The organism is Acetobacter aceti (assembly GCF_002005445.1).
GTDB classification, from domain to species: Bacteria; Pseudomonadota; Alphaproteobacteria; order Acetobacterales; family Acetobacteraceae; genus Acetobacter; species Acetobacter aceti_B.
The window spans coordinates 344,054-363,760 of record NZ_CP014692.1 but is presented as its reverse complement, the minus strand read 5'-3'; the positions used below and the strand labels follow the sequence as shown (position 1 = coordinate 363,760).

General features: G+C 56.8%; 16 protein-coding genes. 7 read left to right on the top strand and 9 right to left on the bottom strand.

All coding sequences use genetic code 11. From position 1 onward, the window contains the following. Window positions 1–89 precede the first annotated feature (89 nt). On the bottom strand, window positions 90–1,160 hold the full coding sequence (locus A0U92_RS01655; protein WP_236748221.1) for an MBL fold metallo-hydrolase: 1,071 nt from the start codon (window positions 1,158–1,160) through the stop codon (window positions 90–92). Between the two features lie 210 nt (window positions 1,161–1,370). Beyond that, window positions 1,371–1,877, bottom strand: coding sequence for a hypothetical protein (locus A0U92_RS01650; protein ID WP_077811714.1), 507 nt, complete (start codon window positions 1,875–1,877; stop codon window positions 1,371–1,373). 472 nt (window positions 1,878–2,349) lie between these two features. On the opposite strand from A0U92_RS01650, the gene aptA reads away from it, so the two are divergent. Both aptA and A0U92_RS01640 read left to right on the top strand, forming a co-directional pair. Further along, on the top strand, window positions 2,350–3,699 hold the full coding sequence (gene aptA / locus A0U92_RS01645; RefSeq protein ID WP_077811713.1) for an omega-aminotransferase AptA: 1,350 nt from the start codon (window positions 2,350–2,352) through the stop codon (window positions 3,697–3,699). 36 nt (window positions 3,700–3,735) lie between these two features. Beyond that, on the top strand, window positions 3,736–4,137 hold the full coding sequence (locus A0U92_RS01640) for a tautomerase family protein (protein WP_077811712.1): 402 nt from the start codon (window positions 3,736–3,738) through the stop codon (window positions 4,135–4,137). A 44-nt stretch (window positions 4,138–4,181) separates the two neighbouring features. On the opposite strand, the gene A0U92_RS01635 is transcribed toward A0U92_RS01640, so the two are convergent. Then, window positions 4,182–4,697, bottom strand: coding sequence for a 3'-5' exonuclease (locus A0U92_RS01635; RefSeq protein WP_077811711.1), 516 nt, complete (start codon window positions 4,695–4,697; stop codon window positions 4,182–4,184). A gap of 464 nt (window positions 4,698–5,161) precedes the next feature. On the opposite strand from A0U92_RS01635, the gene A0U92_RS01630 reads away from it, so the two are divergent. From A0U92_RS01630 to dgt, 5 genes are all read left to right on the top strand, one after another. Further along, a complete protein-coding gene (locus tag A0U92_RS01630; protein WP_077811710.1) occupies window positions 5,162–6,544 on the top strand; it encodes an ethanolamine ammonia-lyase subunit EutB in 1,383 nt (460 codons plus the stop codon). A 1-nt stretch (window position 6,545) separates the two neighbouring features. After that, window positions 6,546–7,349 (top strand): ethanolamine ammonia-lyase subunit EutC, encoded by an 804-nt coding sequence (eutC, locus tag A0U92_RS01625; protein WP_077811709.1) that lies wholly within the window; start codon window positions 6,546–6,548, stop codon window positions 7,347–7,349. Then, window positions 7,346–8,701 (top strand): ethanolamine permease, encoded by a 1,356-nt coding sequence (eat, locus tag A0U92_RS01620; protein ID WP_077811708.1) that lies wholly within the window; start codon window positions 7,346–7,348, stop codon window positions 8,699–8,701. Before eutC ends, eat begins: the two co-directional genes overlap by 4 nt. Before the next feature lie 35 nt (window positions 8,702–8,736). Beyond that, on the top strand, window positions 8,737–10,215 hold the full coding sequence (locus tag A0U92_RS01615; RefSeq protein WP_077811707.1) for an outer membrane beta-barrel protein: 1,479 nt from the start codon (window positions 8,737–8,739) through the stop codon (window positions 10,213–10,215). A gap of 168 nt (window positions 10,216–10,383) precedes the next feature. Then, the gene (gene dgt, locus A0U92_RS01610) at window positions 10,384–11,616 is read left to right on the top strand and encodes a dGTP triphosphohydrolase (protein WP_077814187.1); all 1,233 of its coding nucleotides are present in this window, start codon (window positions 10,384–10,386) and stop codon (window positions 11,614–11,616) included. 273 nt (window positions 11,617–11,889) lie between these two features. Here the strand turns inward: dgt and A0U92_RS01605 are convergent, their stop codons facing one another. The 6 genes from A0U92_RS01605 to A0U92_RS01575 form a co-directional block, all read right to left on the bottom strand. After that, window positions 11,890–14,901: a glycosyltransferase gene (locus tag A0U92_RS01605; protein WP_236748220.1), complete on the bottom strand. Its 3,012-nt coding sequence runs from the start codon at window positions 14,899–14,901 to the stop codon at window positions 11,890–11,892. Between the two features lie 134 nt (window positions 14,902–15,035). Beyond that, window positions 15,036–15,569, bottom strand: a complete 534-nt coding sequence (locus A0U92_RS01600; protein WP_077811705.1) for a protein-export chaperone SecB — start codon at window positions 15,567–15,569, stop codon at window positions 15,036–15,038. A 96-nt stretch (window positions 15,570–15,665) separates the two neighbouring features. Then, window positions 15,666–15,974, bottom strand: coding sequence for a hypothetical protein (locus tag A0U92_RS01595; protein ID WP_187668829.1), 309 nt, complete (start codon window positions 15,972–15,974; stop codon window positions 15,666–15,668). Between the two features lie 232 nt (window positions 15,975–16,206). Then, on the bottom strand, window positions 16,207–17,022 hold the full coding sequence (locus A0U92_RS01590) for an aminotransferase class IV (protein WP_077811704.1): 816 nt from the start codon (window positions 17,020–17,022) through the stop codon (window positions 16,207–16,209). Then, window positions 17,019–18,374: an anthranilate synthase component I family protein gene (locus A0U92_RS01585; RefSeq protein ID WP_077811703.1), complete on the bottom strand. Its 1,356-nt coding sequence runs from the start codon at window positions 18,372–18,374 to the stop codon at window positions 17,019–17,021. The genes A0U92_RS01590 and A0U92_RS01585 overlap by 4 nt, the downstream gene beginning before the upstream one ends. 466 nt (window positions 18,375–18,840) lie before the next feature. Continuing rightward, window positions 18,841–19,593: a DNA/RNA non-specific endonuclease gene (locus A0U92_RS01575; protein WP_077811701.1), complete on the bottom strand. Its 753-nt coding sequence runs from the start codon at window positions 19,591–19,593 to the stop codon at window positions 18,841–18,843. Window positions 19,594–19,707 lie beyond the last annotated feature (114 nt).

The window sequence follows — 19,707 nt, the reverse complement described above, 5'->3', positions numbered from 1 at the left end:
CTGACTCTCCCTTCCCGGTTCCATCGCAGCGCCCCACACGAAAGGCGCTGCGTATCTTCTACGTTATTCAGCCGTCTCTGCGAAGGACGCTACCGGCTCAACAGGCTCGTTTCACCAAATCCAAGCGGCACAAAAGCGTCTGGAGCCAGTCCGGCCCACTCAGCCGTCTCCCTGAGGCAACGCTCCGGCTCCCCCATTGGCTCCTGCGACAATGGAAAAGTTCCGAAATGCATGGCGATTCCATGACGCGCCTGCAACTGCCGGAATGCCTCCACCGCTTCCACAGGGTCCGTATGGACCTTGCGAAGCATCGGTCGCGGCGCGTACGCTCCAATCGGCAGCAAAGCTATATCAGGCGCACCAAGCCGGGTGCGAATCTCCTTCCAGTGAGGTCCATGCGCCGTGTCGCCCGCGAAGAAGACCGAAGGCGTTTCAGGTGATTTCGGAAAGCGCAGGAAGAACCCGCCCCACAGACGTTTCCCGGCGTCAGTCAGTCCGCGCTGTGTGAAATGACGGGCTGGCGTGCAGACAACCTCAAGGCCACCAATGCTGACATTCTGCCACCAGTCCAGTTCTGAAACCCGCGACAGACCGGCCTTGCGAATCAGGTCACCCGTCTGCGCTGTTGTCACCACCACGGGGTTATCGCGGTGTGCCAGAGCTCTCAGCGAAGGCAGGTCGAGGTGATCGTAATGACAGTGCGAAACCAGAACCATGTCGATGGGCGGCAGATCGCTCAACTGGTAGGCCGGAGGACGAAACCGCTTTGGCCCCAGAAACGGAAGCGGCGAGCAGCGTTCCGAAAAAATCGGATCTGTCAGCACCGACAGCACTCCACCCTCCGGTAACGGCACTCTGAGCAGAAAAGTGCTGTGACCGATAAAGGTGACAGCAACCGTCCCCTGTGCCGGTACGTCGTGCGGGTTTCCCGGCACATCCGGCTCCATATCCCGTGGCGGCTTTTCAAGCAGACTGGAGACAATCCAGCGCAGGAAGACCAGAGGCCTCACCCCCCTTCGCTTTTTTTTCGTCTGGGTTGCGGCCAACCGGTCTGGCCAGGCAGGGGGCCTGGGAGCCTCCCGCCAGTCCTTCGGAAGAGGCGGATTGACGAAAATCTCTCCGTTGCAGTGGTCGGAAAGCGGAAGGGAAGGCTGTTTCATGAAGGGAAAATAGCACCAGACAGGGAAGATGCCATCAGAACTTCCAGCCCTGTGTTACCGTGTTTTCATCATACAGTCTGGCGCTCACATTTAGAGTGTTTCGCTGACGCCCAAGTGATCGCCCGCGCGAAGTGAGATTACAGCACAACCGCTTTTACCCTATGCAGCGACATTCAGACTGACAGGCAAACCACTCGTATCAAATGGCCGTCAGCCTGTTTGTGTTTGCAGCGTGTGTTCCGAGCTACCGCCCTCGCCACCAGTTTTATCTATCGGAGAAGAAAAGAGCTTCGCAATCAGTTCTTCTTCACTATTTCCCTCAGTCATACCGGAGAAAACCAGCGTGCTCTGAGCCGAGGTCTTGCCTGAAGCCGTATACAGGATAAGCGTGGAAGAAGACGAAGTCAGATCGGTTTCAAGATCGCCATCAACCATTATCGCCCCTTTCACTCTGGAAGCAGGCACTCCATTGATCATCTCGTTCGCGTCGGTAGGAACATACCGATCACCTTCTGGTATCAGAACAATCGGTCTGTCCGATTTGTAAACTGCCGTGAACAACGTTGATGACACATCCAGAATGATTGCAGCGCCATTTGCATTAGAGGATGTGACCGACATGTTCGACGTCGAAGAGATCGTGGCTGTCGGTTTGATCAGGCCAAGGTCGGCTGAAAGTCTGGTCGCGATCAAGTCGCCTGATAGATCAATATACATTGTCTGGTTCCCGTGAGTGCTCTGCACCCTGACCGAATTACGGGCGTTTTTCTGTGCACGAATTATTTTTTATATGGAAAGTATATAATGATTCAATATCCACATCGCTCACTTAACAACATTCAGAATAAATGATTTTCGTTTATATTTCCAAATCGCTTGAGTGAAGAAAAGCCTTATAACCCATCAATTACAGATCTTACTATCACCAGCCTGTCCATGCCGATTGTCATATCTACAGTCATCTATCGCTGGCATTCGTTCCGGTTTGAGACCTTAATCCATCAAAACACACGCTTCCCGTCGCAGACAGAAGCGTCGAACCGGGAGGCTGGCGTCGTGTTCCCGTTCGTCCACCATCTTTACAGAACAATGACAGAAAAAGATGTGCGGAGCATGTCTATACGAAAACGCAATGATCACGTAACACAGACGCGAATACACCCCGACAGGGGCAAAGCGGGAGCCAAGCATGCCGGAACTGAAAAACGAGTTCGATTGTGCCAAAAGCCTCAGAGACGGGCGTTACTGGATGCCATTCACCGCCAATCGGCGGGTGAAGGAGCAGGGCATGGCCCGCGTTCTGGAGAGCGCCAGCGGACCGTATTACACGACCGCCGACGGCGTGAAGCTGTTCGATACGCTGTCCGGTCTGTGGTGCTCGCCTCTTGGACATGCCAATCCGCGTATCTCGGAAGCCCTGAAAAAGCAGGCTGATACACTCGACTATGCCCCCGGTTTCCAACTCGCCAACCCTGTCACGGTCCGTCTCGCCGAGCGTATTGCCAACATGGCGCCTGCCGGGCTTGAGCATGTCTTTTTCGCCAACTCCGGGTCCGAAGCCGCCGACACGGCCCTGAAAGCCGCCATCGGCTACCACCGTCTGCGTGGCGAAGGTGGCCGGTTCCGCCTGATCGGTCGTGAGCGTGGCTATCACGGCGTCGGGCTGGGCGGCATGTCAGTCGGCGGCATTGTCCCCAACCGCAAGATGTTCGCCACGATCATGGTGCCGGGCGTCGATCACATCCGTCATCCATATGATCATGCGAAGGCCGCCTTCTCCAGGGGCCAGCCCGAGTGGGGCGCGGAAATGGCCGAGGATCTGGAGCGCGTCATCGCCCTGCATGACGCCTCCACCATCGCGGCGGTCATGGTGGAGCCGATTCAGGGTTCCACGGGCGTGCTGGCGCCACCCGTCGGCTATCTCCAGCGCCTGCGCGAGATCTGCACGAAGCACGGCATTCTGCTGATTTTCGATGAGGTCATCACCGGTTTCGGACGCATGGGCGAGAACTTCGCTGCGCAGCGTTTCGGCGTCACGCCTGACATGATCACCTTCGCCAAGGCCGTGACCAACGGCATCGTCCCGATGGGCGGCGTGATCGTGAGCGATGAAATCTACAACACCTTCATGACCGGCCCCGAAAACGCCATCGAGTTCGCACACGGCTACACCTATTCCGGCCATCCGCTTGCCGCCGCCGTGGCGCACACTGTTCTCGACATCATGGAAGAGGAAAGCCTGATCGCCCGCGCCCGCTCGCTTGAGCCGGTGCTGGAGGAGGCCGTCCACAGCCTGCGCGATCTGCCGATCGTTCATGACATCCGCAATATCGGTCTCACGGCTGGTGTCGATCTGAAGCCGCGCGAAGGCGCACCCGGCGCACGGTGTCTTGAACTGTTCGAAAAAGGGCTGAAGAACGGGCTTCTTCTGCGCTGCTCAGGCGAGACGATCTCTTTCGGCCCTCCCTTCATTTCGACACCCGAGCAATTGCGTGACATGGTGGCGACTGTTCGCAAGCTGATCACCGAGCTGGACTGATCCAGGCTCGCTTCTGACAAGACAAAGGATATTTTCATGCCTCTTCTGCATTTTCACGTCTACGAAGGCCGCAGCGAAGCTGAAATCAAGAAGCTGCTCGACACGGCGCACGAAGCCATGCTGGAGGCGTTTCAGGTGCCGCGTGGTGACCGTTATCAGATCGTCACCGAGCACAAACCTTCACACATGATCCTTGAGGATACGGGCCTCGACATCCCCCGCACGAAAGACATGATTCTGTTGCAGGTTTTCAGCCGTCCCCGTGGTGATGGCGGTTTCGCCCTGTTCTATCGACTGCTCACGGATCGTCTGGAAGCGGAATGCGGGATCAAATCTTCTGACGTCATGATCTCCGTAGTGGAAAACAAGGACGCGCACTGGTCATTCGGTCTGGGCCGCGCCCAGTTCCTGACGGGCGAACTCCCCCTCCGCAAGTAGCGCATGCCGGGCGGACCTGACACTCCTCCGGCCTGCCCGCTCTGTTACGACACTCCATCGCGAAGGTCTTTCCAGACCCTCCACAATTCCAATGCGTCCGGCAAAGCCCTGTGCCTGCGGGATGTCCGCCTTTCTTCCAGGGCGCGAACCTGAGCCAGAAGCGTGGCGTCTTCCGCCGCAGACATCTCCCTGTGCGCCGACCGGAGCGCCTCCACCCACGCTTCCAGCACAGGATGAACAGCAGGCTCAGCCTTCCCGAGAACACCGCATAACGTCTTCAGCCAGCCGCGATCAAACGCGGGAGCGTCCGTAACAATCCGACAGCCTTCCGTGGCGGTCAGAAAGCGCTGCGCCACGGTCGCCGCGGCACTTCCCTCCTGCATGAGAGCGTCCCGACTCAGCCCATGCAGGGCTTCGGCTTCTTCCGACCAGTCTGTCCAGTCCGGTTCCGGACGGATCAGGAAGCTTTCACTCCGGCCAGTCTCCCACACCCAGGCGATTTCGATGGGATAGCTCCCGGCGCTGAGTGAGGAGGCTTCATTATCCAGAAAAATGAACATGTTAGCTCGAGAAACCCCTTCGTACGGCTGGATGTCTTGTCTCGATTTTCTTGCCAGACAAATCGGAATCGAAAGTGTTGCGCCGAAAAATTCATATCATTTTGTATCCATTAAATGTCGAAATATATAATATTCTATTTGTTTTCAATGGATTGAAGATTTCAACCCACAATATCAGATTCTTTTTTGTGTCAAAACATTGCTGATTGTTCCTCCATTTCATGATTACGATTTTTCATTTGCGTCATACTCCCAAAAAAAAACCTCTCATTCCGGAAAATCCGTTTTTTTGACAGGGTCCATGAAAAACGCCGGTTTCCGAGGGAACCACCTTACGGATTGCCTTCGCGTTCTTTGGCGTTTTGGCTCACATCCGGTATGTTTCGAAATAGCATCATTCTGCGGATGCCACTCAGACCAACGCGCCGGACATAGCCGGACACTGGATGTCAGGAGCTTTCAAGATGGGCTTCAATCATACACTCGGCGGAGAACGCCACAGGTTTGATGACCTGAAAGGACTGCTCGCAGCAGCATCCTCGCAGAGATCCGGCGATGAACTGGCAGGGCTTGCCGCCACATCAGATGGCCAGCGGATGGCCGCCCGCTACGCATTGGCCGAACTGCCGCTCACCACATTCCTGAACACTGACCTTGTGCCCTATGAAGAGGACGAGGTCACACGTCTCATTGTGGACACGCACGACAAGGCAGCTTTCGCACCGATTGCCCATCTGACGGTCGGCGACTTCCGCGACTGGCTCCTTTCACACGAGGCGGACACAGCTGCTCTAAGCGCCGTGGCTCCGGGCATCACGCCTGAAATGGCCGCCGCAGTCAGCAAGATCATGCGCAATCAGGATCTGATGAGCGTCGCGCGCAAGATCAGGGTCATTACCCGGTTCCGCAACACCATCGGGCTTGAGGGATGCCTCGCCTCCCGTCTGCAACCCAATCACCCGACGGACGATCTCAAGGGTATCGCCGCCTCCACGCTGGACGGGCTGCTCTACGGCATGGGTGATGCGGTCATCGGCATCAATCCCGCGACCGACAGCGTCGCCAACGGGCTGGCGCTGCTCGACATGCTCGACCACGCGCGGCAGCATTACGACATTCCCACCCAGACCTGCGTTCTGACCCATGTGACCAACACCATCGAGATCATCAATCGCGGCGGAGCGGTCGATCTGGTGTTCCAGTCCATCGCCGGCACCCAGAAGGCCAATGAAGGGTTTGGCGTCAACCTCGCCATCCTCAAGGAAGCCCATGACGCCGCTCAGGGACTGAAACGCGGCACGGTTGGCGACAACCTCATGTATTTCGAGACCGGACAGGGTGCGGCCCTCTCGGCCGACGCGCATCACAGCATCGACCAGCAGACTGTCGAAGCGCGGGCCTACGCCGTTGCGAGGGCATACAGACCACTTCTGGTCAACACGGTCGTTGGCTTCATCGGGCCTGAATATCTCTATGACGGCAAACAGATCATCCGCGCCGGTCTTGAAGATCATTTCTGCGCCAAGCTGATGGGTGTGCCTATGGGCTGTGACGCCTGTTACACCAACCACGCCGAGGCCGATCAGGATGACATGGACAACCTGATGGTGCTGCTGGGAACAGCAGGTATTTCCTTTCTGATCGGTGTGCCCGGCGCGGATGACATCATGCTCAACTATCAGAGCCTGTCTTTCCACGACATTCTGACATTGCGGAGCTTGCTGAACCTCAAACCCGCTCCGGAATTTGCGGTGTGGCTTGAAAAAATGGGCCTGTATGACACCGACAGGGACAGAATGCTGCCAATGTCGCCCGGGCAGACACTTCTTGGCCAGATGGTGGCCTGACATGACAGATGACTCACGCCCTACCCCTCAGCAGACCACCATCGTCAGTCCGGACCCATGGCAAGGCCTGCGCTCCCTCACACGTGCGCGCATCGGACTGGGCCGCAGTGGAAATGCCCAGCGCAGCACGGATGTTCTCGCATTTCAGGCTGCCCATGCACAGGCCCGTGACGCAGTGCATGCTCCCCTCGACATCAAGACCATGCAGACGCAACTGAATGGTGAGCCCTGCCTGATCGTTCACAGTCGCGCACCGGATCGCCCGACTTATCTCCGGCGGCCCGACCTGGGTCGCAGGCTTGATGCGGAAAGTCTCGCCGGACTCGAAAAAGGCAGTTGGGACGCCGTGTTTGTTGTAGCGGATGGCCTGTCATCGGTCGCCGCGACAGAAGGGGCGGTCGCACTTTATCATGCGATGAAAGATCGTCTGAAAGACTGGTCGCTCGCTCCACTGGTCATCGTGAAAGAAGGTCGTGTGGCGATTGGCGATGAAATTGCCGCCGCAATGGGGGCGAGCATGGTCGTCATGATGATCGGTGAACGTCCCGGGCTCAGCGTTGCGAACAGCATGGGCATCTATCTGACTTATGCTCCCCGCGTTGGCTGCCCGGATTCCGCCCGCAACTGCCTTTCCAACATTCACCCGCATGGGCTGAAAACAGTGGTCGCAGCTGATAAGCTCGCCTGGCTCATGCGTGAAGCCAGACAAAGAAAACTGACAGGGGTTGATCTGAAAGATGATGCTCCCGAGAGCATGCTTATCGAACAGACACCACCCGCCCTTGATAAGGATACACACGTATGACCACGGGCGAGACAAAGCTCAACAAGACACTGAGCGCTTTCCATCTATGGGGAATTGGTGTCGGCCTTGTGATTTCAGGTGAATATTTCGGCTGGAGTTATGGTTGGGGCACAGCCGGGACACTCGGCTTCATGGTCGCCACGATCTTTGTAGCCTTGATGTATACGTCCTTTATCTTCAGTTTTACCGAACTGACCACAGCCATTCCTCACGCGGGTGGTCCGTTCACTTACAGCTTTCGCGCCCTTGGTCCGCTGGGAGGACTGATAGCCGGCCTTGCGACTCTGGTTGAATTCATATTCGCGCCTCCTGCAATTGCGCTTGCGATTGGTGCTTATCTGAACGTGCAATTTCCCGCCTTGTCACCAAAAGTCGCAGCAGTGGGCGCCTACATCGTCTTTATGGCGCTCAATATTGTCGGCGTTCATATTGCAGCGTCTTTCGAACTGTTCGTTACAATTGCCGCCATTATCGAGCTTCTTGTATTCATGGGTGTCGTGGCGCCCGCCTTTTCATGGAGCAATTTCGTACATGACGGGTGGGGAATCGCATCGCATTTTGGCGCTGAGGCCATGGGAGGCATTTTTGCCGCCATTCCTTTCGCCATCTGGTTCTTTCTCGCCATTGAAGGCGTGGCGATGGCTGCGGAAGAAGCAAAAGATCCCAAACGTTCGATTCCCGTGGCCTATATTGCCAGTGTTCTCACGCTGGTTTCTCTTGCTTTCGGGGTCATGATTTTTGCCGGTGGTGTTGGTGACTGGAAAGTTCTGGCGAATCTGAACGATCCTCTTCCCGAAGCCATGAAACGCGTTGTGGGAACAAACAGCGGCTGGCTGCACATGCTGGTGTGGCTTGGACTTTTCGGTCTTGTAGCGTCCCTGCATGGAATCATCATGGGATACGCCCGTCAGATCTTCGCCCTTGCTCGCGCCGGATTCCTCCCAGCCGTTCTCGGGAAACTTCATCCACGTTTCCAGACACCCTACGTCGCCACCATTGCTGGGGGAATCGTGGGAATCGCAGCTATTTTCTCTGATGATATTGTTTCGATCGCCGGACAGTCCCTGACGGCCACACTCGTCACGATGTCGGTTTTCGGCGCTCTGACCATGTATATTCTCAGCATGATCAGCCTATTTGTACTGCGCCGCAAAGAACCCGAAATGCAGCGTTCCTACCGTGCGCCGCTCTATCCTGTGCTGCCAGCACTCGCTTTGAGTTGCGCAATTGTCGCACTAACCGCGGTTATTTTTTACAACACAACAATCTTCTTGATTTATATTGCTTTCGTAATGATTCTGTCAGTGTTCTTTATGATGAGATCAACGAAGAAGCGTCTGCAGGCTTCCTGAGCCAGTCAGAGTCGATCACGAGAGAGGGAAGTTATATGATCGAAAAATACCGCAGAAAAGGCCTGCTTCTTTCATCTACATTGGTGACAGCAAGCCTGATCCTGCCGTATGCGGCACACGCGCAGACTGCGCCGGCACCCGCTCCCACAGCGGCTCCTGTCGTCAATCTCACCGCGCCGAATGCTGCCGGAGCGCCTGATACCGTCTCTGACAACAACAAGCTTGTCGACGACGATGTTGCAGAAACTGAAGAAAGCCTGAAAGTCGTACAGGGCAACATCTTCCATCCGAAAGCAGGAAAGGCTCTATCCTACTGGGACGGTCTGGTGGGACATCTCACCGTGGAAGCCGGTATCGCAGGCAACCCATGGACAAGATCAGGCCGCAACTTCGGGCAGTTCTATGTTGACCGAGCCAACACCGTCACCCTCAACCAGATCATGGGTTCCCTCTCCCATCCCGTGACGAACATCGGCGGTGGTTACGGCTTCGGCTTCAATTTTGAAATGATGTATGGTTCCGATGCCCGTTTCGATCCGACCATTGGCATGGGCAGCGGCGCCATTACAGGTCTCTACCAGTGGGTACCGACACAGGCGCATCTCGATTTCCATGTACCCTGGCTCCTGACACGCGGAATCGATATCCAGGCAGGCCAGCTTTATGGTCTTCTGGGCGCCGAGGGCACTCCCGCGCTAGCGCGACCATTCTACACATTCAACTATGCGTCCGACTACATCGTACCGTTCGAAGTGCTCGGGGTTTATACGACACTGCATCTCAACAAATATGTCGATTGGGTACTCGGAATTGACGCCGGTAACTCGACGTCCTTTGGCCGAGCAGGTAACAACAGCCGACCCAAAGGCACGTTCGGCTTCGCGTTCAACAACCTTCTTGACGGCAAGCTGAGCTTCCATCTCCTTGGCCATTTCGGTCCTCAGGGCAATAATGGGCCAAGCCTTTCCGCAAATGGCTGGTCCAGCATCGGTGTCGGCAAAATCGCCAACCGGAAAATGCAGTATAATGGCGACTTCCTCATCAGCTACAAGCTGAATGACAAAATGACTGTTACTGTCGACGCCACCTATCTGCACGATGACCTTTCCCGTGACGACGCCTATGGTGTCACGACCTATTACGCCTATAACATCAACCCTAACCTGACCTTCAACGCGCGCGGTGAAATCTTCCGCGACAATACAGGCGGCATCATCGCGGAATATTCAAGCTTCACCTCGTTTACCAAGTCGGCCGCCAATGAGCCCTATCCTTACTATGTCGGTCCACCGACGACCTATGGCGCACTCACCGTTGGCGTGACCTATCGTCCGGACTTCATCAACAGGCATGTCCATTTTGGACAATTCACCATCCGTCCGGAAATCCGCCTCGATAAGTCCCTGAACGGAACACGTCCGTTCAACCAGGAGGGAACACCAGCCAATCCTGTTGTCAACAACGGCACGAACAACATGCTGTGGTTCAACGCGGACGCGATCTGGGCCTTCTGATACGGACCGTCCACAGCCAGACCTGCGTTCAGGGGAGTGCAACATTGCACTCCCTTGTTCCCCGGGAAACATCTTTCACTTTCCTCACTGCGGGAAAAGTTCTGTTCTCTCGCCATACCCTCTGGAATATGATCTTATAAGGTCCGCCAACCACTCTGGATGGACCTGATGGTCATAGCTCCTTTCGCAGTCAACGCGCATCCTTCACGCGGCAGGCTGTACGACGAACCGGTCTCTCCCACACGATCACCATGGCAGAGAGATCGCGACAGGGTCATCCATTCGTCCGGTTTCCGGCGGCTCCAGTACAAAACGCAGGTCTTCATCAATCACGAAGGCGATTTCTTCCGCACGCGCCTGACCCACTCCCTTGAAGTCGCCCAGATCGCCCGCTCCATGGCGCGGCATTTCGGCGCGGATGAAGACATTACGGAAGCCATCGCCCTCGCTCACGATCTTGGCCACACGCCCTTTGGACATGCGGGAGAGGACGCCCTTTCCCTCGCTATGGAACCGTGGGGCGGGTTCGATCACAATACGCAGGCTCTCAGGCAGGTGACTGTTCTGGAACAGCGCTATCTCCAGTTCGACGGTCTCAACCTGACATGGGAAACTCTGGAAGGACTGGTCAAACATAACGGTCCGGTCAGCCAGCTATCCGGCTGGCTGCGTGATTACACTGCTGCTCAGGACCTTGAACTCCACACCTTCGCATCCCTCGAAGCGCAGTTGGCGGCTCTGGCGGACGACATTGCCTATCACGGACACGATCTGGACGATGGGATAAAATCCGGCCTGCTCACGCTGGATGATCTTGTCGATGTGCCAGTGGTCAGCGACGCCCTTAAGGAAGCACGCCGGATTTCCACATCCCTGCCGCCACGCCCGGTCACGGCTTTCGGAGCGGGCAGCCGCACGGGAGACGCACCCACGACCGCCAGCGCGGCCATCGGCACACAGGATCAGCGTCTCCGTCATGAGATGGTCAGGCGCATTGTCCACGCACTGGTCTCGGATGTCCTCAAGCAGACCGAGAAAAATCTCGTGACTCTTGCGCCAGAGTCCGCGAATGACATTCGCCATGCCGCCCGACCGGTTGTGAGTTTCAGTCCCGCCATGGCCGAAGCCAACGCACAGATCCGCTCTTTCCTGTTCGCCAATCTCTACAGACACTGGAAAGTCAAACGGATGACCCACAAGGCGAAACATGTTGTCGCGGCGCTTTTCGACACTCTGGGATCATCACCCGGACTACTGCCGGACGGATGGCGTGAACAGGCCGACGTCGCATCTGACGAAGCCGGTCGCCGACGGGTCGTCGCCGACTATCTGGCCTCCATGACAGACCGTTTCGCCATGGAAGAGCATCGGCGTCTGACCGACCTGTCCGTGCCGGGATAAGACTATCGGGATCGAGAAAGCGTAGTGTACGTCCATACGTATCACACGCCGCTCGATTGAAAACACAGTTGAAGTTTTAAGGCAGGTTGGCCAGCAACAGCAAAGCCTGGAGCCTTTCCACTGCACTCAGGTTCAGTGGAAAGGCTCCAGAATACTGTTTTTACGAGTATCTTTACCCGCCAAAATGATCCCATTTGAACGGGATCTGCTCTAATTCATTGTTTATCGAGCATATTCACCAGTTCGAATGTGTCCATTCAAACTGGATATGCTCTAGCGCTCGTTTTCGAACACATCCTGTAGAATGCCGTTCAGCCGAACAGCATAGGCTTTCGCGCTATTTTCCTGTTCCAGCAGACTCAGTGCACCAGCACGTACCGCGTTCCACAGCTCTTCGTCCGTGTATAATTCCACCACACGCTCTGCAAAGCGCTCGGCATTATTGTCTCCGCCGGATACAATCTCCAGACCATCCCGCCAGCCAAGCTGACGACAGAGCAGACCGGACGCTACCACAGGCAGCCCGTAGGACGCGGCTTCATGAATCTTGAACGGAATGCCGCCGGCATAACGTGTCGGCGCAATGAAGAGACGATGTGTCGCATAGAGTTCTGACGGATCCTTTACCGGACCGAGCAATTCGACGCGCGGGTCGCGCCCCAGCGCACTGAGGCTGACGCCCGCCCCCCGGAAGCCGGCTACGGTGAATCTGACATCCTCCGGCAAACGGTCGCGCAGAAGAGGCAGAACCTTCTCCACAAACCAGATCAGGCTGTCGTGATTAGGCGACCCCGTTTCATGAATCGCTCCAAGAAAGAGCATGCCGCGACGATCAGCCCATGAGGCAGACGTCGGCCTGACAGGGCACATATGCCCGAGTTCCACGACATTTTCATAGCCCGCGTCACTCAGGGTTCGGACATCCAGTGGATTGACGGCGATAATCTTCCGGCAGAACCAGGCCGCCTCAAATTCGAGACTCAGCGCTTCCTCCAGAGTTCGGGTCACGGGCTCCCCAAACAGCTCTGCCTTCAGCAGGTCACGAGGAGAGGTAACCGCCTCCGTGTCGAGAACAACCGCATTCAGAGGCAATGCCGGAGCCTGCGCCATCAGGATCGGCAGCAGCCTGCCCATGTTATGCGTCCGGCCGATCCACACACAGTCCCAGGACCCGCTTCGCTCCTGCAGGAACGCATCAAGCGTCTCAAAACCCCGTTCATGCAGAACCTCCACCTCCGGAGGAAAATCCGCATAGATCCGTGACAAGGGATCAACCGATGCATAGATCGGAAACACCGTGACCTGATGACCAAGCGCAGCCATGGTGCGCACAATGTCATTGGACCGCACAAATCCGGACCCGAGGCTGCGTACGGGAATCCGGTCCTCGATAAAGAGAATACGTTTGGCTGCCGGGCCAGCCGCGCAGCGGGCACGCGCCGCGAGCCGGGGTGACGGCGGGAAAGCCTGTGCAAAAGCTGCCGCATGGCTCTGTAGCAGACGGTGGCGATCCGCGTCGTCAAAAGCGGACGCGCCCTTGTCGCTGACATCCTGCGATGTCAGAAATGCGGGCTCGTAGAGAACATGCTGCCCAACCTCGGTCGCGCGCAGACAAAGATCCGCCAGTTGCGCGGCCTCGGACTCCAGCCTGTCGTCGAATCCTCCCAGCCGCTCCAGCAGGACGCGATCAATCAGGAGAGCAGGCACCGTCGCACATGCGACCGGTCGCCGGAAACAGGCCGCAGGCTCCTCCATCGGAGCGTTCTCAAGATAGCGGGTCAGCGATCCATCCCGCCCGATCAGAACACCTGCCTCAAGAATACGGCCGTCAGCCCGCAAGGCGCGGCCCGTCACAAGGCCGATACGCTGCTGCGTCGGGTCCGCCTGCTCGCCTAGAGCTTCCAGGGCGGCCCGCAGACTGCCATAAGCCAGCCTTACACCCTGCCCCAGCCACAGAACCGCCGCTCCATGCGCATGGGACAATGCAGCCTTCAGTGCCTCAGCCCATGTCACCGACCGGTCCATCCGGAGGATCCGTATGCCACGGGCGAAATGTTGCAGGCGTGTTGTGTCGTCGCGCGATCCGGCATCCACCACGATGACATCAAGCGATCCGGCATATGTCATCCGTAGAGCCGACAGCGCGGACAGCGTCAAAGACAGACGGTTGCGCACAAGAAGGATGACGCTGAGCCGCGGTTCATCCTGCGATGCAAAATCCAGCGGACGGGCGGCAAGCAGAGGAAGAAGGTTCTCCGCCTTCCGCACCGCGAGCCCTTCGAACACTTTCAGCTCGGGACGGGCAAGAGCTTCATCGAGCGGCTTCTGATGCCGATGGGACAACCAGTGTTCGAACACGTCCCGCACCAGGCCACGCTCAATGTCCGCCCGGACCGTTCCGGAAAAGAAGTAGGCGTTGAGATCGACATCCGGGTGGGGGCGACGCCGTTCAAACGCGCCGTAGCGCAGGAAATGATCGTAGCCTGAGCGCAGTTGTCCGGTCGTTATGGCATCCATGATGTCTGGATACAGTTCCAGATAATACGCTTCGCTGAACCACTCCAGCGCACAGAAAGCATCGGGCGTGTCATTGGTCAGGAAGTGGTGCAATGAGCTCCGCGCACGCCCTGTCTTCACTGCTTCAGCGACTTCCGGGTAGGTTTTCAGATACCATTCAGGATCGAAATACCAGCTGACCCTGAGCATGTTCTGATCAGCCTCGTCAGCCAGAAAAGACACGAATGGTCCAGCTTGCGGGATGGTGATCGCGCCACCTTCGCCTGCGGGCGGCGGAGAAGAGCCGTCGCCTTTGACGCGTGCGTGGGCGTAGTAGAGATGCGGATCAAACAGCAGATGACCTGAGCGGAACTGACGGTCACCGTAACGCAGGTAATGATCGTACCCGTTGAATGCTCCAAGGTGGTCCAGCGTGGCGCGTGTCAGATCCGGATAACGCGCAAGATAAACAGTCTCTGAAAACAGCCAGTGAGGAGACCGGTTGATATGGCCGTCGGAACAGTAATGGTCAAACCCGGACGCAAAAGACCCGGCATGGACCGCTGCCGCCACATCAGGATTGGCCTGCAGATACCATTCTTCGTCAAAAAAACGGTTTGGAGACAGGCGCAGGCCCTTGCCGACCTCCGCATAGTGCGCAGCGAGTGCTTCCGTATCCATGTCAGCCAGATCGCCGAGCATGTCCCGGTAACGGTCACGATACCAGTCGGCGTCAAAACGCCCCCAGAGAGGAACAGTGTCAGAGGAAAGCGCGGAAACGAAAGACACCCATGTCCCTTTCAACATCTGAGGGGAATACTCCCCCGAACATGTCAGCGGTTATGCTGCCGGAAGCGGGGTTTTGAAGGCTCCGGCCCTTATCTTCCGGTGACCTTGACCGGCACCATAACGCGTTTGAGACGTTACTCGGCTACTGGTTGCGAACGACGGGACTGCCAGAGTGCGAAAAAATCAATCTGCTGGATGATGACCGGGATGAAACCTGCCTCACGTGTCAGGTCAGCCAAGTAGTTCCGCGCGGCTGGAAACAGCATTTTCGGAGCTTCCACCAGCAGCATGGGCTCGAACGACTCTGCTGTCACATTGCGCAGGGTGAACAGCCCTGAATAGGTGATCTGGGTCTCGAACAGCAACGCCGCTTCGCTTCCATCCACAGGCGCGTCCGCACGCCCCACACAGTTCATCACCACATCGACCTCGAACTCGGGCTGATTTTCAGCAATCTGCCGCGCCATGACATCAAGCGTCATGGTTGTATTGGGACGAACGGGCGGCCGGGTATGAAGCAGGGCTGAGTCGAGCGCCTTGAACGACACACTACGAATATACTGCGCCCCCATCAGAAGCGTCGGCGGTGCAGAAGCCTGCGACCCTGCTACGCTATCTGTAGCATTTCCAGCACTCGTTACTGTTTCCATCGTGTTCTGACCGGCCATACTTGGGGAGACTTTCCGTTTACTATAAATCCTGTGCGCAGGAGGACTTAGCAAACTCCCCGCATGACTGCGAGTGTAATCAGAAAGCTCTTTCGATTAAATGAAGCGGCCATGTAAAATTCCCAGCGCAGGCATCGGCATCCAGCCTTTCGGCAGTTCTCCCTTGTAAATCAGGGCAATATGGTAATCCGGCGCGGGATCGCGCGCATCCTCCAGGAATCGGGCGTAAGCCACAACCTGCTCTCTCCGCCACTGACAATCGGCCAGAGCCGCTTCACGCGAGGCATGGACACTGGCTATCCGCCGCCTGCGTCCAATCATCGCCACCACAGCCCAGACCCTGTCCCTGCCAGCCTGTCTGCTTTCTTTTTTCCCCGGAAGTTCAAACGGCAGAACAGTCACCATCAGACCGGGCCTCTTTCATGTCTGTCGTTTTCCCTGTCTGATATCCGGCGCCACGGGCAGACAGGAAGTGGCAGAAGGAGAACGAAAGACCGTTACGAAACCACGCTGCATAGGGAATGGCAAGGCAGCGGGGATTACCGGAATTCACAGAAATCCGCAGAGCCAGACTCTTCCCGCACCATCGCCTGACAGATGTCCCACCCGTTCCGCACCCTCCCGGACCGTCATGATTTCACTGCGTCGCCACTCCGAACAGCGTCTCGCGCAGGGCTGTCTCCTGATCTTTACATCGGCCCAGCACATACGCCCCGACAGACGCCACGGGTTGCAGGGACAGGGCCGACACCAGCCAGGCCGCCTTTACTTCCCCCATGTCTGCGAGCGGCACGGAGTGTTCGACGCAGAGTCCCGCTTCCAGCAGCCGGGCACGCGATGTCCCCGGCAGGGCCCCGTCTTCCAGCGGTGGCGTGACAACCCTGCCACTCAGCATCAGCAGGATGTTCGCGGCGCTCGCCTCTGCCAGATGACCCTGACCATCAAGCAACAGAGCGTCATCGTAACCCGCTGCGACCGCCTCCATCCGCGCCATGACCATCGGCAGGTAGTTGAGCGACTTGACTCGTGACAGGGGTGAGCGCCCGTCCCGCACATAACGACTGACACCCAGACGGACCGGTCCGGCGATGGCTCCGGTCGCCGCTGCGCAGGTCAGCATGATCATAGGCCGCACCTCGACGGGAGGAAGAAGTCCACGCGGTCCACTGCCCCGCGTGACCGTGAGACGCACACTCCCGTCCACAAGGCCGGACGCGGTCAGAAGATCATCCACGCCCTGCCTGATCAGGGCATGATCCGGCGGCGGCAGAAGCAGTGTCTCGCATCCGGCCTCCAGCCGGACCAGATGCCGCTCGAGCAAAGGCACATGCCCCTCGACCACCCGCATCGTCTCGAACAGCCCGTCTCCCAGCAGCAGCCCGCGATCAGTCGGACTGATTCGGGCTTCGCTGACCGGCAGCACAACGCCATTCAGCCAGAGCAGTCCGGTCATCCGCCAAAAACCTTGAGTAAGGCCGCACCTTTCAGGCGCATTTCGTCATATTCACGCGCCGGGTCGGATAGCCAGGTGATCCCGCCCCCGACGCCAATCTTCAGCCTGTCACCACACCGCTCCACGCTCCGGATCACCACCGAACTGTCCATCGCCCCATCCCTGCCAATCCGGAAGACGCTGCCACAATACGCCCCCCGCGCCGAGAGCTCGACCTGATCGATGATCTCCATGGCGCGCTTCTTTGGCGCGCCTGTCACTGACCCCGGCGGAAGTGTTGCGCGCAGAAGATCAAACGCGTCCAGACCGGACTTCAAACGCCCTCGCACACAGGAAACAAGATGCTGCACATGAGCGAAAGGCTCCACCTGACACAACTGCGGCACCGACACCGAACCGATCTCACACACACGCCCGATATCATTGCGCATCAGATCGGTGATCATGAGATTTTCGGCGTTTTCCTTGTCATCCTGACGCAGTTGTTCGGCCAGACGTCGGGTTTCCGACGGATCCTGTCCTCGCGGCGCGGTGCCCTTAATGGGACGTGTCTCGACAATACCCTCCGAAGAGAGCGACAGAAAACGCTCAACCGACGCACTCAGAAGAGAGAAGGGACGCTCTGGAACCGATCCGGCGCAACCGCGGAGAAAGGCACCGAAAGGCGCAGGCGAGCCCTGCCTCACCAGCCCATACACCGCCAGTTCATCAAAACCGGATGGAAGAGCCGCCTGCCAGCGGAGTGTCAGATTGGCCTGAAAAATATCACCTTCACCAATAAGGCGGACGACATCCTTTACGGCTGATATCCATGTCTCCCGGTCCATATCGGGCTGAAAATCCGCACGAACGGGAAGAAACAACGGTGATGCGTCTGCCTTTAACGACAAGGACGGAGCGCCATTCCCGACCTTGAAGCAGCGCCGTTCCAGCCGGTCGAAAGCAAACACTGTGTCATAAGAAGCCGCAAGGATGTCCGGCGTATCCGTCCGGTGGCGCAACCTCACACCTTCCAGCGCCATGCCCTCGGCATAGGAAGCCAGGCCCACCACACCACCCGGAAAAGGGACTGTTGCGCTCTCCGCCTGCTGCAGGCGTGTGTGCATATCCTTTAGGTGTGTCCAGGCATCCCCCGTTACAGGCTGACCGTTTCTGATCAGCCGGTTGTGACACGACACAAGGGTTTCCACCGGCTCCACACACAGAAAAGACCAGCGCGCCCGCTCATCGCCAGTATCGGTGACCGGCGCTCCTCCACTATCGAGAAACGCGATCCAAGGCGCAGTCTTCCAGGCCTGCAAAGCAGTCCACGGATCAATCCAGGGCAATTCGGTGATAGAGAGGGAGCGCATCCCTGCTTCTTACACAAAGATGCCTTCGGGTGGCAGGGGATGAAAAGTATTAAGTCTGGCGGGCCTGCTGGAGCCTTTTCTGTGCTTGATGGCGAAACCGTTGCATCAATGAATGATTACTGCCCACGGATTTTATCCGTCTGATATCAGCACCCATTGATATCCACGCCGCCACCCGCATACAAAATCATAATATCTTTCAGATGCAGGAAATGATATTGCCTTCTCAAAGGATCTTATCAGACTTCTTTTTCAATAAAAAACAGAAATCTGCCACTGGTAACTTCATTATAATTTACAGAAGACTTTACGAGCGGGCTTTTGAAGCATTCTTTCAGGTTTCTGGGTATTTCACAAAAACTGAAGATGGTCAGTTAGATATGCAATAAAATTATAAAACTTACTGAATTTAAAAATAAGAATATTGATTATGATATATAAGTGGTTCGCGCTTACATTCAAGATTTCATGATCGGGGCAGAAGCGCCTGATCAATAGCAGCACTCCGGTTTTTCTCGGACAGCGGAACTCCAGGAAACGGATCAATTCCAGTTACCCGCTTGAGAGAAACCTGGCTGACGGCATTGCATCGGTATGGCGCCGTATTTTTACAGACGATGACTGAAACGGTCTTTGATGATGGCAGATATATGGCTTTCCAGAGCGATGAGGGAATACGAACGTGGTCAGACCCAATCGTTCCCAAAGCTTCTCGGAAGGCCGGTCCGGTCACGACATAGGCTTCCCGAGACTTTTTCACAATTTTTCTGACATTGGCTTCGAGGTGGTTCCATGCGCCAGAATTCAGACGGGCGGCCTGAGGAACAATGTTGGACAACAGAAATGTTTCTGCTCGTGCGTCTTTCGTGGAAATATCGCCTGACGGTGTGAGATGACCGCGGGACCACCCTGAGCGTTGATAATCCACCAGTTCCGATCGGTCTTCCAGCGGAAGCCGGAGATCTTCCTGAAAAACAGCCCTGCCCTCAAGAGTCTGCGCCTGACTGATGGCTTCTGCCGTCAGATGTTCCGCGCTCCATGATGCTTCTTTTGCCTGCGGTGAATAACCCGTCGCGAAAGAGAGCGAACAGAGCAGGACCAGTTCCTGAGAGGAGGCTGGCCTGCCTTGTCCGGCGAAATGGCCGGAACACTCTGCATACGCGGAAACGGGAGCCAGAAAAATCAGCAGGACAAGGAAAGAAACAGGGAGATGATCCATGTGACAGCGTTTGCCGCATATCCGGCTGTCAGATCAACTCCCGCCACAATAAAACATTTGAATTTCTTTCAATTTTTCTCTGCCGGCTGTCAATTGCCGACAGAGAAAAAAAAT

Coding starts and splice junctions, on each gene's coding strand:
- A0U92_RS01655 (WP_236748221.1), bottom strand. CDS start 1,160: ATGAAACAGCCTTCCCTTCCGCTTTCCGACCACTGCAACGGAGAGATT.
- A0U92_RS01650 (WP_077811714.1), bottom strand. CDS start 1,877: ATGTATATTGATCTATCAGGCGACTTGATCGCGACCAGACTTTCAGCC.
- aptA (WP_077811713.1), top strand. CDS start 2,350: ATGCCGGAACTGAAAAACGAGTTCGATTGTGCCAAAAGCCTCAGAGAC.
- A0U92_RS01640 (WP_077811712.1), top strand. CDS start 3,736: ATGCCTCTTCTGCATTTTCACGTCTACGAAGGCCGCAGCGAAGCTGAA.
- A0U92_RS01635 (WP_077811711.1), bottom strand. CDS start 4,697: ATGTTCATTTTTCTGGATAATGAAGCCTCCTCACTCAGCGCCGGGAGC.
- A0U92_RS01630 (WP_077811710.1), top strand. CDS start 5,162: ATGGGCTTCAATCATACACTCGGCGGAGAACGCCACAGGTTTGATGAC.
- eutC (WP_077811709.1), top strand. CDS start 6,546: ATGACAGATGACTCACGCCCTACCCCTCAGCAGACCACCATCGTCAGT.
- eat (WP_077811708.1), top strand. CDS start 7,346: ATGACCACGGGCGAGACAAAGCTCAACAAGACACTGAGCGCTTTCCAT.
- A0U92_RS01615 (WP_077811707.1), top strand. CDS start 8,737: ATGATCGAAAAATACCGCAGAAAAGGCCTGCTTCTTTCATCTACATTG.
- dgt (WP_077814187.1), top strand. CDS start 10,384: ATGGTCATAGCTCCTTTCGCAGTCAACGCGCATCCTTCACGCGGCAGG.
- A0U92_RS01600 (WP_077811705.1), bottom strand. CDS start 15,569: ATGGCCGGTCAGAACACGATGGAAACAGTAACGAGTGCTGGAAATGCT.
- A0U92_RS01595 (WP_187668829.1), bottom strand. CDS start 15,974: ATGGTGACTGTTCTGCCGTTTGAACTTCCGGGGAAAAAAGAAAGCAGA.
- A0U92_RS01590 (WP_077811704.1), bottom strand. CDS start 17,022: ATGACCGGACTGCTCTGGCTGAATGGCGTTGTGCTGCCGGTCAGCGAA.
- A0U92_RS01585 (WP_077811703.1), bottom strand. CDS start 18,374: ATGCGCTCCCTCTCTATCACCGAATTGCCCTGGATTGATCCGTGGACT.
- A0U92_RS01575 (WP_077811701.1), bottom strand. CDS start 19,593: ATGGATCATCTCCCTGTTTCTTTCCTTGTCCTGCTGATTTTTCTGGCT.